14 protein-coding genes are annotated in these 14,544 nt (G+C 70.9%); 7 read left to right on the plus strand and 7 right to left on the minus strand.

Annotation, left to right across the window (positions count from 1 at the left end; genetic code table 11):
- Positions 1 to 11: 11 nt before the first annotated feature.
- Positions 12 to 524, minus strand: a complete 513-nt coding sequence (locus ALMP_RS01425; protein WP_264924042.1) for a GtrA family protein — start codon at positions 522 to 524, stop codon at positions 12 to 14.
- 211 nt (positions 525 to 735) lie between these two features.
- On the opposite strand from ALMP_RS01425, the gene ALMP_RS01430 reads away from it, so the two are divergent.
- The 4 genes from ALMP_RS01430 to ALMP_RS01445 are packed head-to-tail and all read left to right on the plus strand — an operon-like array spanning position 736 to position 3,874.
- Positions 736 to 1,878: a 5-(carboxyamino)imidazole ribonucleotide synthase gene (locus ALMP_RS01430; protein WP_264924043.1), complete on the plus strand. Its 1,143-nt coding sequence runs from the start codon at positions 736 to 738 to the stop codon at positions 1,876 to 1,878.
- Complete coding sequence (purE, locus tag ALMP_RS01435; protein ID WP_264924044.1) at positions 1,875 to 2,399, plus strand: 5-(carboxyamino)imidazole ribonucleotide mutase; 525 nt, start codon at positions 1,875 to 1,877, stop codon at positions 2,397 to 2,399. Before ALMP_RS01430 ends, purE begins: the two co-directional genes overlap by 4 nt.
- A 5-nt stretch (positions 2,400 to 2,404) precedes the next feature.
- Complete coding sequence (locus tag ALMP_RS01440) at positions 2,405 to 3,583, plus strand: dipeptidase (protein ID WP_264924046.1); 1,179 nt, start codon at positions 2,405 to 2,407, stop codon at positions 3,581 to 3,583.
- A 27-nt stretch (positions 3,584 to 3,610) separates the two neighbouring features.
- On the plus strand, positions 3,611 to 3,874 hold the full coding sequence (locus tag ALMP_RS01445; protein ID WP_375803408.1) for a membrane dipeptidase: 264 nt from the start codon (positions 3,611 to 3,613) through the stop codon (positions 3,872 to 3,874).
- A gap of 6 nt (positions 3,875 to 3,880) precedes the next feature.
- Here ALMP_RS01445 and ALMP_RS01450 read toward each other — a convergent pair whose 3' ends face one another.
- Complete coding sequence (locus ALMP_RS01450; protein WP_264924048.1) at positions 3,881 to 4,270, minus strand: VOC family protein; 390 nt, start codon at positions 4,268 to 4,270, stop codon at positions 3,881 to 3,883.
- Between the two features lie 163 nt (positions 4,271 to 4,433).
- Complete coding sequence (locus ALMP_RS01455) at positions 4,434 to 5,777, minus strand: UDP-glucose/GDP-mannose dehydrogenase family protein (protein WP_264924049.1); 1,344 nt, start codon at positions 5,775 to 5,777, stop codon at positions 4,434 to 4,436.
- A gap of 213 nt (positions 5,778 to 5,990) precedes the next feature.
- Between ALMP_RS01455 and ALMP_RS01460 the strand changes: the two genes are divergently transcribed.
- Complete coding sequence (locus tag ALMP_RS01460; protein WP_264924050.1) at positions 5,991 to 7,148, plus strand: acyl-CoA dehydrogenase; 1,158 nt, start codon at positions 5,991 to 5,993, stop codon at positions 7,146 to 7,148.
- A 65-nt stretch (positions 7,149 to 7,213) separates the two neighbouring features.
- Here the strand turns inward: ALMP_RS01460 and ALMP_RS01465 are convergent, their stop codons facing one another.
- Complete coding sequence (locus ALMP_RS01465) at positions 7,214 to 7,843, minus strand: HAD family phosphatase (protein WP_264924051.1); 630 nt, start codon at positions 7,841 to 7,843, stop codon at positions 7,214 to 7,216.
- Positions 7,836 to 9,104, minus strand: a complete 1,269-nt coding sequence (locus ALMP_RS01470) for an LCP family protein (RefSeq protein ID WP_264924052.1) — start codon at positions 9,102 to 9,104, stop codon at positions 7,836 to 7,838. Before ALMP_RS01470 ends, ALMP_RS01465 begins: the two co-directional genes overlap by 8 nt.
- Positions 9,105 to 9,224: 120 nt before the next feature.
- Here ALMP_RS01470 and ALMP_RS01475 point away from each other — a divergent pair, with 120 nt between their 5' ends.
- Positions 9,225 to 9,782: an acyl-CoA thioesterase gene (locus tag ALMP_RS01475; protein ID WP_264924053.1), complete on the plus strand. Its 558-nt coding sequence runs from the start codon at positions 9,225 to 9,227 to the stop codon at positions 9,780 to 9,782.
- A gap of 72 nt (positions 9,783 to 9,854) precedes the next feature.
- Here ALMP_RS01475 and ALMP_RS01480 read toward each other — a convergent pair whose 3' ends face one another.
- Positions 9,855 to 11,318, minus strand: coding sequence for an LCP family protein (locus ALMP_RS01480; RefSeq protein WP_264924054.1), 1,464 nt, complete (start codon positions 11,316 to 11,318; stop codon positions 9,855 to 9,857).
- Positions 11,319 to 11,450: 132 nt separating this feature from the next.
- On the opposite strand from ALMP_RS01480, the gene ALMP_RS01485 reads away from it, so the two are divergent.
- A complete protein-coding gene (locus ALMP_RS01485; protein ID WP_264924055.1) occupies positions 11,451 to 12,485 on the plus strand; it encodes a glycosyltransferase family 2 protein in 1,035 nt (344 codons plus the stop codon).
- A gap of 53 nt (positions 12,486 to 12,538) precedes the next feature.
- Here the strand turns inward: ALMP_RS01485 and ALMP_RS01490 are convergent, their stop codons facing one another.
- Positions 12,539 to 14,455 (minus strand): LCP family protein, encoded by a 1,917-nt coding sequence (locus ALMP_RS01490; protein ID WP_375803409.1) that lies wholly within the window; start codon positions 14,453 to 14,455, stop codon positions 12,539 to 12,541.
- Positions 14,456 to 14,544: the final 89 nt, after the last annotated feature.

Raw genomic sequence — 14,544 nt, forward strand, 5'->3', positions numbered from 1 at the left:
GACGAGCCGGCTCAGCTGACCCGCTGCCTGGGCTTCTGCCTGCGCGACTCCGCCGCGAGCATCGACTCGGCCCCCGCCACGGCCTCCCGAAGGGGCAGCGCCCGGAACACCCAGGTGCGGTACGACCAGAACCGGAACAGCGTCGCGATCCCGATCCCGAGGAACTTGAAGACGTTGCTCTGCAAGGGGCTGTCCCAGCCGAAGCCGTACGTCGCGAGGAACAGCAGCCCGTTCTCGATGACCAGCCCCACCGCGCTGAACAGCAGGAACAGGGTCATCTCACGGGTGCGCCGGGTCTTGTCCCGGTCGCGGTAGGCGAAGTACCGGAAGCCGACGTAGTTGAAGGCGATGGCGACGACCGTCGCGATGACGCTGGCCCGCACCACCTGGAGGTCGGTGACGTGCCGCACGAGGTTGAACACACCCAGGTTGACCAGGAGCCCCACGCCGCCGACCGCGCCGAACTTGGCGACCTCGCGGGCGAGTCTCCGCAGCCTTCCGTCCCCCGAGGAACCATGTCCCATGGTCGTACAGGCCCCCGTCCGGGTGTCGGTTTCGTCAACTCAGCCATGCTAACCACCCCTCTTCCAGGTTTCCTGTGGTGGGATTCACGGGTCGCGACCGGAAGGTGAAGAACGCCGGGAAGATGGCGGAAAAGGCCAGGTATGAGGCTGGAAAGAGGCGGGTGAGAGCCGCGGAATCCGGCCGGTCCGGCGTGGCCGATACCCTAGGGGCGTGACGTTCCCGGTAGTCGGCATGGTCGGCGGTGGCCAGCTCGCTCGTATGACACACGAGGCGGGCATCCCGCTGGGCATCAGGTTCAAGCTCCTCAGTGACACTCCTCAGGATTCCGCGGCGCAGGTCGTCGGTGATGTCGTCGTCGGCGACTACCGCGACCTCGACACGCTGCGCGAGTTCGCGCGCGGCTGTGACGTGATCACCTTCGATCACGAGCACGTGCCCACCGAGCACCTCAGGGCGCTGGAGGCGGACGGCATCCCCGTCCGCCCGGGCCCGGACGCGCTCGTGCACGCCCAGGACAAGGGCGTGATGCGGGCCAGGCTCACCGAGATCGGTGTGCCGTGCCCGCGGCACCGCATCGTGACCGACCCGCAGGACGTGGCCGCCTTCGCGGCGGAGGGCGGGGGAGGCTTCCCCGTCGTCCTCAAGACCGTCCGCGGCGGCTACGACGGCAAGGGCGTATGGGTCGTCGACTCCGTCGAGGAGGCCGCGGAGCCCTTCCGCGCGGGTGTCCCCGTCCTCGCCGAGGAGAAGGTCGACTACGTCCGTGAGCTGGCCGCCAACGTCGTACGGTCGCCGCACGGCCAGGCGGTCGCCTACCCGGTGGTCGAGTCCCGGCAGGTCGACGGCGTCTGCGACACCGTGATCGCCCCGGCGCCCGACCTGGAGGCCGCCCTGGCGCTGAAGGCCGAGGAGATGGCCCTGACCATCGCCAAGGAGCTGGACGTCGTCGGCCACCTCGCCGTCGAGCTGTTCCAGACCCGCGACGGCCGCATCCTCGTCAACGAGCTGGCGATGCGCCCGCACAACTCCGGCCACTGGTCCATGGACGGCGCGATCACCAGCCAGTTCGCCAACCACGTCCGCGCGGTCCTCGACCTGCCGCTGGGCGACCCGCGTCCGCGCGCGAAGTGGACGGTCATGGTGAACGTGCTGGGCGGCGACTACCCGGACATGTACCCCGCGTACCTGCACTGCATGGCCCGCGACCCCCAGCTGAAGATCCACATGTACGGCAAGGACGTGAAGCCCGGCCGCAAGGTCGGCCACGTCAACACCTACGGCGACGACCTGGACGACGTGCTGGAGCGCGCCCGTCACGCTGCCGGCTACCTGAGAGGCACGATCACCGAATGAGCCCGGTTGTAGGCATCGTCATGGGGTCGGACTCCGACTGGCCCGTCATGGAGGCCGCCGCCAAGGCCCTCGACGAGTTCGAGATCGACTACGAGGTCGACGTCGTCTCCGCGCACCGCATGCCGCGCGAGATGGTCGCCTACGGCGAGCAGGCCGCCGACCGCGGCCTGAAGGTGATCATCGCCGGCGCCGGGGGAGCGGCCCACCTGCCGGGCATGCTCGCCTCCGTCACCCCGCTGCCGGTCATCGGCGTGCCCGTGCCGCTGAAGTACCTCGACGGCATGGACTCCCTGCTGTCGATCGTGCAGATGCCGGCCGGTGTGCCCGTCGCGACCGTCTCCGTCGGCGGCGCCCGCAACGCCGGTCTGCTCGCCGCCCGTATCCTCGCCACCCACGACGAGGACCTGCTCTCCCGCATGCGGGACTTCCAGCAGGACCTCAACGACCAGGCCAGCGAGAAGGGCAAGCGGCTGCGCGCCAAGGTCGAGGGGTCCGCGAACGGCTTCGGCTTCGGGAAGTGACGCCGATGACCCGGCTGGAGGAGGCCCGGGAACTGCTGCGGGAGTTCCCGGTCGTCGACGGGCACAACGACCTGCCCTGGGCGCTGCGCGAGCAGGTCCGCTACGACCTCGACGCCCGTGACCTCACCACCGACCAGACGGCCCACCTGCACACCGACCTGCCCCGCCTGCGCGCGGGCGGGGTCGGCGCGCAGTACTGGTCGGTGTACGTACGCGCGGACCTGCCCGACGCGGTCCCGGCCACACTGGAGCAGATCGACTGCGTACGGCGGCTCATCGACCGCCACCCCGGTGAGCTGCGCGCCGCGCTGACCGCCGCCGACCTGGAGGCGGCGCGCGCCGAGGGCCGTATCGCCTCGCTGATGGGCGCCGAGGGCGGGCACTCCATCGCCAACTCCCTGGGCACCCTGCGCGGGCTGTACGCGCTCGGCGTGCGCTACCTGACGCTCACCCACAACGACAACGTGGACTGGGCGGACTCCGCGACCGACGTGCCGAGGACCGGCGGCCTGTCGGCGTTCGGCCGTGAGGTGGTCCGGGAGATGAACCGGCTCGGCATGCTGGTGGACCTCTCCCATGTGGCGGCCACCACCATGCGCGACGCGCTGGACACCTCCACCGCGCCGGTGATCTTCTCCCACTCCTCCGCGCGGGCCGTCTGCGACCACCCGCGCAACATCCCGGACGACGTACTGGAACGGCTGCCCGGCAACGGCGGGCTGGCGATGGTGACGTTCGTGCCGAAGTTCGTGCTCCAGGCGGCCGTGGACTGGACGGCCGCCGCCGAGAGGAACATGCGCGCCCACGGCTTCCACCACCTCGACACCACCCCCGAGGCGATGCGGGTCCACCAGGCCTTCCAGGAGGCCCACCCCCGCCCCGTGGCCACCGTCGCGAGCGTCGCCGACCACCTGGACCACATGCGTGAGGTGGCCGGCATCGACCACCTCGGCATCGGCGGCGACTACGACGGCACGGCCTTCACCCCGCAGGGCCTCGACGACGTCTCCGGCTACCCCAACCTCATCGCCGAACTCCTCGACCGGGGCTGGTCGAAGACCGACCTCGCCAAGCTGACCTGGCAGAACGCGGTACGGGTACTGGGCGCCGCCGAGGACGTGGCGCGCGGCCTTCAGCAGACCCGGCCGCCGTCGAACGCGACGATCGAGGCACTGGACGGCTGATCGTCCTCACCCAGGGCGGGGTGGTCGGTGCATCCGGTCGCCCCGCCCACATCCATCAGGTACCGGTCCCGCAGGGGTTCAGCGGCGCGCCACCCGCAGGACCTCACCGACGTCTCCGGCTACCCGCACCTCATCGCCGAACTCCCGCGCCGGGGTTGGCCGGACGCCGACATCACCCTGCTGACCTGGGGCAACATACAACGCGTCCTGCGCAGCGCGGAGTTCGTCGCAGGGGCGGCCGGGGAACGCCGGCAGCCGTCGACGGCGATGATCGCGGAACTCGACGGCTGACGCGGCTCACGGGCGTTCGATCCGGCACAGACAGAACGGATGCCCGGCCGGATCGGCGTACACCAGGAAGTCCTTCTTCTCCCGGTCCTCCAGGTCCAGCGGACGCGCGCCCAGCGCCAGCACGCGCCGATGGGCCGCGTCGACCTCCTCCCAGGTGGCGCCCGCGTCGAAGTCCAGGTGGAACTGCTGGGAGTTCCGGTCGGCCCGCGGCCACTCGGGCGGGGTGAAGCCCTCCGCCCGCTGGAAGGCGAGCTGCGGCCCGTCGGGGACACGCAGGACGACCCACTCGTTGTCGGCCTCGGGAGTGCCGCCCGCGACGGCCGCGTAGAACTCGGCCAGGGCGTGGGGATCGGGGCAGTCGATCACCACGGAACGCACAGGGATGACGGGTGCCATGCCCGACCTCCTCGTCCTCGGGGCCAGAACGAGTGCCCGGCCGCGCCCCCGCGGTAACCCCGCCCACCGCCCGCGCCCGTACGGCAGAATGCATCCAGACACCGGTTCGGCCGACTGAGCCTCGGCCGAACCGGTGTCGCCCGGGACGCGGAATCCGTCGCTCTCAGGCCGTCGGCCGGCCCATCGCCCGGTACGTCCAGCCGGCCTTGCGCCAGAGTTCGGGGTCGAGGGCGTTGCGGCCGTCCAGCAGGACGCGGGCCGCGGCGACCTCCCCGAGGGCGGCCGGGTCCAGGTCGCGGAACTCCCGCCACTCGGTGAGGTGCAGGACGACGTCGGCCCCGCGTACGGCCTCCAGCGCCGAGTCGGCGTAGCCCAGCGTCGGGAAGACACGGCGGGCGTTGTCCATGCCCTTCGGGTCGTAGACGGTCACCTGGCCGCCCTGGAGGTGGATCTGCCCGGCGACGTTCAGCGCCGGGGAGTCGCGGACGTCGTCGGAGTCCGGCTTGAAAGTGGCGCCCAGCACCGCGACCCGCTTGCCCAGGAAGGGCCCGCCCCCGAGCGCCTGCCGCGCCAGCTCCACCATCTGCCCGCGCTGGCGCATGTTGATGGAGTCGATCTCGCGCAGGAAGGTCAGCGCCTGGTCGGCGCCCAGCTCACCGGCCCGGGCCATGAACGCCCGGATGTCCTTCGGCAGGCACCCGCCGCCGAAGCCGATCCCCGCCCGCAGGAACTTCCTGCCGATCCGGTCGTCGTACCCGATGGCCTCCGCCAGCTTGGCGACGTCACCGCCGGCCGCCTCGCACACCTCCGCCATCGCGTTGATGAAGGAGATCTTCGTGGCGAGGAAGGAGTTCGCGGCGGTCTTCACCAGCTCGGCGGTCGGGAAGTCGGTGACGACGAACGGCGAACCCTCCGCGATCGGCGTCGCGTACACCTCGCGCAGCAGCTTCTCGGCCCGCTCGCCGCGCACGCCGACGACGATCCGGTCGGGGTGCAGCGTGTCCTCGACGGCGAACCCCTCCCGCAGGAACTCCGGGTTCCACGCCAGCTCGGCGTCCTCACCGGCCGGCGCCAGCGAGGCGATCGTCCGGGCCAGCCGGTCCGCGGAGCCCACCGGCACGGTCGACTTGCCGACGACCAGGGCGGGCCCGTGCAGATGCGGCGCCAGCGAGGCGATCGCCGACTCGACGTACGACATGTCGCAGGCGTACTCGCCGTGCTTCTGCGGGGTGTTCACACAGACGAAGTGGACGTCGCCGAAGGCGCCCAGCTCCGCCCAGTCCTGGGTGAAGCGCAGCCGCCCGGTGGATCCCTCGAACCCCGGCACATGCCGGCGCAGCAGCTCCTCGAGACCCGGCTCGTACATCGGGGTCTCGCCCCGCTCCAGCTTCTCGATCTTCTCGCGCACGATGTCGAGGGCGAGCACCTCGAAGCCCAGCTCGGCCATGGCCGCGGCGTGCGTGGCACCGAGATAACCGGTACCGATCACGGTGATCTTGAGGGCCATGAAGCTGCTCCTGGGCTGGACGGAGGCCGGACGCGCATGAGCATAGTCGGGGCGTACGCCCGCCCCTCACCGGGCAGTTCTCCCTTGCGATTCGTCCTGTCGCCAAGCTCACGTATCACTCCCGTGGGCAGGGCCCTAAAATTTGAGTTACTTAACGGTAATTAGCGAGATCGTCCCGCGAGATCACCCCAGTGTTTTGGAGCGTGAGAAACCTTGGCCGGATCGGCTGACTTCGACCTGTACCGCCCGTCCGAGGAGCACGACATGCTCCGGGACGCCGTCCGCGCGCTGGCCGAGGCGAAGATCGCGCCGTACGCCGCCGCGGTGGACGAGGAGGCCCGCTTCCCGCAGGAGGCCCTCGACGCGCTGGTCGCCAACGACCTGCACGCCGTGCACGTACCCGAGGAGTACGGCGGCGCGGGCGCCGACGCGCTCGCCACGGTCATCGTGATCGAGGAGGTGTCCCGCGCCTGCGTGTCCTCCTCCTTGATCCCCGCGGTGAACAAGCTCGGCTCGCTGCCCGTGATCCTCTCCGGCTCGCAGGACCTGAAGAAGAAGTACCTGGCCCCGCTGGCCAAGGGTGACGCGATGTTCTCGTACTGCCTCTCCGAGCCGGAGGCGGGCTCGGACGCGGCCGGCATGAAGACCAAGGCGGTCCGCGACGGCGACCACTGGATCCTCAACGGCGTGAAGCGCTGGATCACCAACGCGGGCGTCTCCGAGTACTACACGGTGATGGCCGTGACGGACCCCGAGAAGCGCTCCCGGGGCATCTCCGCCTTCGTCGTGGAGAAGTCCGACCCGGGTGTCTCCTTCGGCGCCCCGGAGAAGAAGCTCGGCATCAAGGGCTCCCCGACCCGCGAGGTCTACTTCGACAACGTCCGCATCCCCGCCGACCGCATGATCGGCGAGGAGGGCACCGGCTTCGCGACGGCGATGAAGACCCTCGACCACACCCGCATCACCATCGCCGCCCAGGCGCTCGGCGTCGCCCAGGGCGCCTTCGACTACGCCAAGGGCTATGTCCAGGAGCGCAAGCAGTTCGGCAAGCCGATCGCGGACTTCCAGGGCATCCAGTTCATGCTGGCCGACATGGCGATGAAGATCGAGGCCGCCCGCCAGCTGACCTACGCCGCCGCGGCCAAGTCCGAGCGCGGCGACAGCGACCTGACCTTCCAGGGCGCCGCCGCCAAGTGCTTCGCCTCCGACGTGGCCATGGAGGTCACCACGGACGCCGTCCAGCTCCTCGGCGGCTACGGCTACACCCGCGACTACCCGGTCGAGCGCATGATGCGCGACGCCAAGATCACCCAGATTTATGAGGGCACGAACCAGGTCCAGCGCATCGTCATGGCGCGCAACCTGCCGTAACCGCCCCTGTCGCGGTCGACGACGGGGACGCCCCCGCCCGCTGCCGGGCGGGGGCGTCCGTACGCTCAGACGAACAGCGGCGCGAGCGCCTGCTCCAGATCGGCCGCCTCGCGGAAGTGCACGGCCGTCATCCCCAGCGCGGCCGCCGCCTCGACGTTCTCCAGGGTGTCGTCCACGAACAGGCAGCGCTCGGGCCGTACGCCCGCCCGGGCCGCGGCGAGTTCGAAGATGCGCGGGTCGGGCTTGGCGAGGCCGACCCGGGCGCTGTTGACGACATGGTCGGCGAGTTCGGTCAGGCCGAGCGCGTCCAGGTCCCGTTCCAGGCCGAGCGTGGCGTTGGAGAGCAGGACCAGCGGCACCCGGATCTGCGCCCGGCGCAACAGGGTCACCACGGCCTCGTCGGCGTGGAAGGGCGACTCCAGCAGGGCCGTGCCCAGCGCCCAGCCCGTCTCCTCGTCCACCAGGCCGGCCAGTCCGGCGGCGATGGCCGCCACCCACTCCTGCTCGGTGATCCGGCCGAGCAGCAGCGGACCGTCGACCTCCGGGGAGAACGCCACCTTCTTGGTGGTGCCCTCGGTCAGCCCGGCGGCGCGTTCCAGCGCCTCCAGATGCGTGGAGTCGAAGTGCCGTATGACGTTGTCGACGTCGCACAGGACGGCGCCGAACGGCGGTCTGCCGCCGGGCTGGTCACTCACTCGACACCGTGACCTTCTCGTCGTTCCTCAGCTCTGTGACCAACTGCTTCACCTTCGCCTTGTCCCAGACCAGGTTGCCGCCGGAGGAACCGGAGATCGGCATGTTCATCGACTTGCCGTCGCCGCCGCTGACGCCCTTCATCGCCCAGAACATCGACGCCAGGTCGTACAGGCCCATGTCCTTGTCGACGATCAGCGAGTCCAGGCCCGCGCCCATGGTCGGGTAGAGCTTGAACGGGTTCAGGATCGTGCCCGGGGTGGCCACCTGGTTGGCGAGGGCGGAGAGGAACTTCTGCTGGTTCTTCGTGCGGTCCAGGTCGGAGCCCGCGAGCGCGTACCGGGTGCGGACGAAGGCGAGGGCCTGCTCGCCGTTCAGGGTCTGCTTGCCCTTCTTGAGGTCCGCGCCGGACTTGGTGTCCTTGATGTCCTGCGGGATGTCCATCTCGACGCCGCCGACCGCGTCCACGATGTTCGCGAAGCCGGCGAAGCCGATCTCGACGTAGTGGTCGATGCGCAGACCGGTGTTGAACTCGACGGTCCGCACGAGCAGTTCGGGCCCGTCCTCGGCGTAGGCGGAGTTCAGCTTGGTGTGCCGGCCCGTGCCCTCGTACCGCTTGCCGGACTCCGAGCCGACGAAGCTCGGGATCTCCACGTCGGAGTCGCGGGGCAGGGAGATCAGCGTGTCGCCGTTGTCGCCGACGTGCAGGATCATCATCGAGTCCGTGCGCTTGCCGTCGGCGGACCCGGTGTGCAGTTCCTTCTTCTCCTCGGCGGACATGCCCTCACGGCTGTCGGAGCCGACGATCAGGTAGTTGGTGCCCTTGCCCTCCTCGGGCCGGTCGATGACCTTCGACAGGTCGACCTCCCGCTTGAGCTTGGAGTCGGCCCAGAAGTACGTCGAGACGGTCGTCACCACCAGCACGGTCGTGACGGTGATCGCCGTCCACTTGATGCGGCGCCGCCAGTTCGGCGCGGGACGCGGACCCCCGCCACCCGCCCCGCCTCCGCCGCCGGGCCCACCGTAGACCTGGCCCGTGTTGTAGCCGCTGTCGTACCCGGTGTTCCGGGCGTTCGTGAAGTCACCGTGTCCCTGGCCGTCGACGTACGACGGCTGCTGCGGGACGCCGCCGTGCGGCGGGGCGGCCGGCCCGCGACGGACCTGGCGCATCACGCGCGCGCTCTCCGGCTGTGCGCTCGCGCTGCCGCCGCCGTACCGGCTGCCGCGGTTGTCGTCGGACCATCGCTCGGGCCAATCGTTCATGCGCCTTAGTGTGCCGGTCCAGGCTGTATGCCTTACAAGGGTCGTCGGAAAATAAGAGCGCCGCTGTTGCCAAGCTGACACAAAATCCCGCCTTGTCCCCCTCGGCATAAGGTGGAGGACATGACAGACCAGGTCACCGCAGCGGAGTCGGGCACCTCGGACATACCGGGCAAGCCCACGTCCGCGTCCCGTACCACCCTGAGCCACATCATGACCCACAGCGACACCAACCTCCTGGGCACGGTGCACGGCGGGGTGATCATGAAGCTCGTCGACGACGCGGCGGGCGCCGTCGCCGGCCGGCACTCCGGCGGGCCCGCCGTCACCGCGTCCATGGACGAGATGGCGTTCCTGGAGCCGGTCCGCGTCGGTGACCTCGTCCATGTGAAGGCCCAGGTCAACTGGACCGGCCGCACCTCCATGGAGGTCGGCGTACGGGTCCTCGCGGAGCGCTGGAACGAGTCCGCGCCGCCCACCCACGTCGGCTCCGCCTACCTCGTCTTCGCCGCGGTCGACGCCGACGGCAAGCCCCGCCGCGTCCCCCCGGTCCTCCCGGAGACCGACCGCGACCGCCGCCGCCACCAGGAAGCCCAGATCCGCCGCACCCACCGCCTGGCCCGCCGCCAGGCCATCATGGCCCTGCGCGAACAGCGAGCGGCCGAGGGCCTCGACGGCTGACCCCCGCCGTCGCGCGCCGCCCGGCGGCTCGGCCCGGGCCCCGCGATGCCGGGACGATCCAGACGACAGGGCCTAACGGCACCCCACCTCGTCCCCCCGCACCACGCCCTGTGCCTCGAGGACCGGGTTATGGGGTTTCACCTTGCGCACCGGGCTCGAGGCCGTTCCCACGGTCACCTTCAGGGTCGGGCCCAGGGACTTCACGGGACGCAGTTCGCTGCCGGGGAGGGCTGCGGCCAGGGACTTGGCGGAGCGGTCCCAGCGGGGGTCGTAGCTGATGACCGTGCGCCGCGCCGTGCGGTCCGCGGCGGTGCTCGGCCGGCCGGTGGTGGAGAAACCGACGGCGGCGAGCGCCGCGTCCATCCGCTTGGCGAGGCCGGGCGTGCGGGTGCCGTTCTCGACGTGCACCCGGATCCGCCGCGGTTCCACCTCCACCCGCGGTGTGACGTCGCGCACCCGGGACCGCTCCACGGCCAGCGGCTTGTCCTCGCGCAGGGACTTGAAGAGCCGCTCCGACTTGACCGGGTCCCACTTCACGGTCGAGCCGATGCCCTTCACGGCGTATTCCATCCGCATGATGGGGACGGTCGTGAACTCCGAGGAGGACGGGGAGAAGGTGCGCATCGCCCGGCCGAGGTCGAGCAACTCGTCCGTGCCGAAGCCACGGTCGGCGCGGACCGAGCCGAGCACCGCCCGCGTCACGTCCCGGAACCGCAGCGGGTTCAGCAGGATCCCGGACGAGGTCGCCCGGTCGATCAGCGCGGCCATGAACCGCTGCTGACGCTTCATCCGCCCGAGGTCCGAGGAGGCGTCGGCGTGCCGGGAGCGCACGTACTGCAACGCCGCGCCGCCCTTCAGCGTGTGCGTGCCGGGTGGCAGGTCGAGGCCCGTGTAGGTGTCCTTCAGCGGCTCGGCGGTGCAGACCTTCACGCCGCCGAGGACGTCGACGGTCTTCATGAAGCTGGTGAAGTCGACCTCCAGATAGTGGTCGATCTTCACATGGGTCATGTGCTCCACCGTCCGCACGGTCAGCTGCGGCCCGCCCTCCGCGTACGCCGCGTTGATCTTGATGGGGTGCCCGGCGTGCGTCTCCCCGGTGGTGCCGTCGGTGTGCGGGGGCGTCTGCGCGTACGAGTCGCGCGGCAGGCTCACCACGCTGGCCCGCTCCCGGTCCTCCGAGATGTGCACGATCATCAGCGTGTCCGTGCAGTGGCAGGGCGCGCCGCCCAGCCGGTAGCGCCGCCGCTCCTCCGGCGTGATCCGCTCGCGGCCGTCGGTGCCGACGAGCAGCACGTTCATCCCGTGCCCGGCCCGCGGACGGTTCTTCATGTCCTTGAAGGCGTCGACCCGGGCGATGTTCGAGTCCAGGCTGCTGACCACCGAGTGGCCGATGCCCGCGGAGGCCATGATCACCACCGACAGCGTCATCGTCGCCCGCATGGCCCAGCGGGGACGTCTCCTGCGGACGGGCGGCCGCAGCGGCGGGCGGCGTGGGGGCCGGGAGGCGGCGGAGGACCGGGGCGGGGTGGGGGGCATGCGGGTCACCTCCGGGCGACGGCCGTACGAGGGGGAGCCGTGAGCACAGTAGGCCGATACGATCTGTCGCCCGGCGCAGCGGACCCGGCGGGGCGCACCGGTGTCCCCCGTTCGCGGTAACGTGAGCCCCCTATGAACGCCAAGTCCGACGTGCAGCTCCCCGCCGTGTCCGTCATCATGCCCGTCCTCAACGAGGAGCGGCATCTGCGCGGAGCCGTCCAAGCGATCCTCGCGCAGGAGTACGCCGGCGAGATGGAGGTCGTGATCGCCCTCGGTCCGTCCACGGACCGCACGGACGAGATCGCCGCCGAGCTCGTCGCCGAAGACCCGCGCGTGCACACGGTCCCCAACCCGACGGGCCGTACGCCCGCCGCGCTGAACGCCGCGATCAAGGCCTCGCGCCACCCGGTCGTCGTCCGCGTCGACGGGCACGGCATGCTCTCGCCGAACTACATCGCCACCGCCGTACGGCTCCTGGAGGAGACCGGCGCGCAGAACGTCGGCGGCATCATGCACGCCGAGGGCGAGAACGACTGGGAGCACGCCGTCGCCGCCGCCATGACCTCGAAGATCGGCGTCGGCAACGCCGCCTTCCACACGGGCGGTCAGGCGGGCCCGGCCGAGACGGTGTACCTCGGTGTCTTCCGGCGTGAGGCGCTGGAACAGCAGGGCGGCTACAACGAGGAGTTCATCCGCGCCCAGGACTGGGAGCTGAACTTCCGCATCCGCGAGGCGGGCGGGCTGATCTGGTTCTCGCCCGAGCTGAAGGTGTCGTACCGGCCGCGGCCCAGCGTCAAGGCGCTCGCCAAGCAGTACAAGGACTACGGCCGCTGGCGGCACGTCGTCGCCCGCTACCACGAGGGCTCCATCAACCTGCGCTACCTCGCCCCGCCGACCGCCGTGTGCGCGATAGCGGCGGGCCTGGTCGTGGGCGCGGCCGTCACCCCGCTCGGTTTCGTCGTGCCCGGCGGCTACCTCGCGGCGATCGTCGCCGGGTCGGTTCCGGCCGGCAAGGGCCTGCCGCTGAAGGCGCGCCTGCGGATCCCCGTGGCCCTCGCCACCATGCACATGTCGTGGGGCTGGGGCTTCCTGACCAGCCCGAAGTCGCTGGCCAGGAAGGTCATCGCCTCCCGCCGTCCCGCGGTCCTCAGCGCCGAGACGCGCTGAGAGCCCCGGGAGACGCAGGACGCAGCACGCAGAAGGCTGTCACCGGACCCGGACTACCAGGTGTAGTCCGGGTCCACGTGCATGCACTGGCTGGTGTCGGAGGCGTTCATCGCCCGCGCCGACTCCGGGGTCGTGTCGTCCTGCGCGGGCGCCTCGTACGTCGTCCCCGTCCGCCAGTCGGCGCCCACGAACAGCGTGACGCCGGAGACGTCGGTGGACTTCTTCACCGCGCTCGCCGGGATGCCCAGCGCCTTCGCCACCCGCTCGGCGTCGCCCTGGAGGTCGGCGCTCGGGTAGCGGACCACCGTCGTCTTCTCCGCGGTGGCCGGCGTGTTGTCCGCCACGGCCTCGGTGAAGCCCTGGTCGACCAGCAGCCTCGCCACCGTGTTCGCCCGCCCGCGGGCCGAGCCCAGCTCGTCGGTGTAGGTGCTGTTGCGGACCTGCACCGCGATCTCACCGTCGGCGGCGGCCTGGTCGCCGGGGGAGGGCGAGGCGGTCGGGGTGGCGCCGGCGGTCGGGGTGGCACCCGCGGCCGGGGTGGCGCCGGCCGTGGGCTGAGCGGCGTCCTCGGTGCCCTTGGCGTCCTTGCCGTCCAGGGCGATGTCCTCGCGCACCAGCCGGAACAACTGCTGCGCGTCCTCGGTGGGCTCCACCCGGCTGCCGACATAGCGGTTGGGCATCGTCGTCATGGTGATGCGCTCGGTGGGCACCTTCTGCAGCTCGGTCGCCAGGTCGTACATCTTCTTGATGCTGTCCAGGCCGTCGTCGACGGTGATCGCCTCGGTGGCCGCCTCGGCGAGCCTGCGCAGCGCGTTCGGGTTGGACAGCCTGGCCTCGGAGCGCAGCTGACGGACCATCGAGTTCATGTACATGTGCTGCGCCTTGGCCCGGGCCAGGTCGGTGTCGTCCTCGAAGCCGTAGCGGGTGCGCAGCCACTGCAGGGCCTGCTTGCCCTTGATGTCGTGGGTGCCCTTGGCCAGCTTCAGACCGGAGCCCTTGCCGTCGCGGGTGTGCGAGTACACGTTGGCGTCCACGCACACCGGTACGCCGCCGATCGCGTCCGCCATCGACACCACACCCGCGAAGTCGATCATCATGAAGTGGTCGATGTGGATGTCGGTGAGCTTCTCCCACGTGGCCACCGTGCAGCCCGGACCGCCGCGGCTGAGCGAGCTGTTGGTCATCGCCCGCTCCAGCGCCTTGTACACGTGCCCGTCGTCGGGGTCCGTGCACTTGGGGATGGACAGCAGGGTGTCGCGGGGCATGCTCACCACCGACATGTTGCTGCGGTCCGCCGAGACGTGCAGCAGCATCTGCACATCGGCGAGCGGGGGACCGTTGAAGGTGTCCCGGGCGCCGCCGAGCTTCTGGTTCTCCTCGCTGTCCCGGGCGTCGGAACCGATCAGCAGGATGTTCAGCGCCTTCTGGCCGGCCGCGTTGGCCTTGGTGTCGGCCGCCCGGTCCTTGGCGTCACCCAGGTTCAGGTCGTCGCTCTTGATGTTGGCGTTGAGCCGCTCGTAGTAGAGGTAGCCGGCGCCCGCCCCGCCGAGTATGACCAGCGCCAGCACCGTCGCCGACCAGCGCAGCACGCGCCGTCTGCGCCGTCTGCGGCCGGGTCTGTGCCCGTCGCCCGCACCACCGGAGTCGCCCGTACCGCCGGAGTCCTCGGCGTCGGTGGCTTCACCGGCGTCGGAGGCGTCGTCCGTGGTCCCGGCGTCCTTCGCGTCGGCGGGGTCCTCAGCGGTGGCGTCCGCGGCGTCGTCGGCGGTGGCGTCGGCGTCGTCGGCGGGGGATCTCCGCCCGTCGTCGGCCGTGTCCCGGTGCCGCGTGTCGTCCGTCGTGCTCCGGTCCTGCCCGTGGTCCGTGCTCCGGCCCTGGCCCTGGCCCTGGTCCTGTTCCTGGTCCCGGACCGCCGTGGATGTCGTGTCCTCGGTCCCGGGAGCCTCCCCCCGCACACTGCTCCGCGCCACTTCCCCTGCCCTCCCCGCCCTGCGCCTGCCTGACACGGGCCCGTCCCGCGTCACGTCAGACGCACGACGGGCCCGCAGGGTTACCTACT

It is taken from the genome of Streptomyces sp. A012304, from assembly GCF_026008495.1.
Lineage (GTDB): Bacteria > Actinomycetota > Actinomycetes > Streptomycetales > Streptomycetaceae > Streptomyces.

What these genes read in the sequence shown, in the direction of transcription:
- ALMP_RS01475 (WP_264924053.1), top strand. Translation starts at nt 9,225, where the DNA reads ATGACAGACCAGGTCACCGCAGCGGAGTCGGGCACCTCGGACATACCG.
- purE (WP_264924044.1), top strand. Translation starts at nt 1,875, where the DNA reads ATGAGCCCGGTTGTAGGCATCGTCATGGGGTCGGACTCCGACTGGCCC.
- ALMP_RS01455 (WP_264924049.1), bottom strand. Translation starts at nt 5,777, where the DNA reads ATGGCCCTCAAGATCACCGTGATCGGTACCGGTTATCTCGGTGCCACG.
- ALMP_RS01480 (WP_264924054.1), bottom strand. Translation starts at nt 11,318, where the DNA reads ATGCCCCCCACCCCGCCCCGGTCCTCCGCCGCCTCCCGGCCCCCACGC.
- ALMP_RS01440 (WP_264924046.1), top strand. Translation starts at nt 2,405, where the DNA reads ATGACCCGGCTGGAGGAGGCCCGGGAACTGCTGCGGGAGTTCCCGGTC.
- ALMP_RS01470 (WP_264924052.1), bottom strand. Translation starts at nt 9,104, where the DNA reads ATGAACGATTGGCCCGAGCGATGGTCCGACGACAACCGCGGCAGCCGG.
- ALMP_RS01485 (WP_264924055.1), top strand. Translation starts at nt 11,451, where the DNA reads ATGAACGCCAAGTCCGACGTGCAGCTCCCCGCCGTGTCCGTCATCATG.
- ALMP_RS01450 (WP_264924048.1), bottom strand. Translation starts at nt 4,270, where the DNA reads ATGGCACCCGTCATCCCTGTGCGTTCCGTGGTGATCGACTGCCCCGAT.
- ALMP_RS01425 (WP_264924042.1), bottom strand. Translation starts at nt 524, where the DNA reads ATGGGACATGGTTCCTCGGGGGACGGAAGGCTGCGGAGACTCGCCCGC.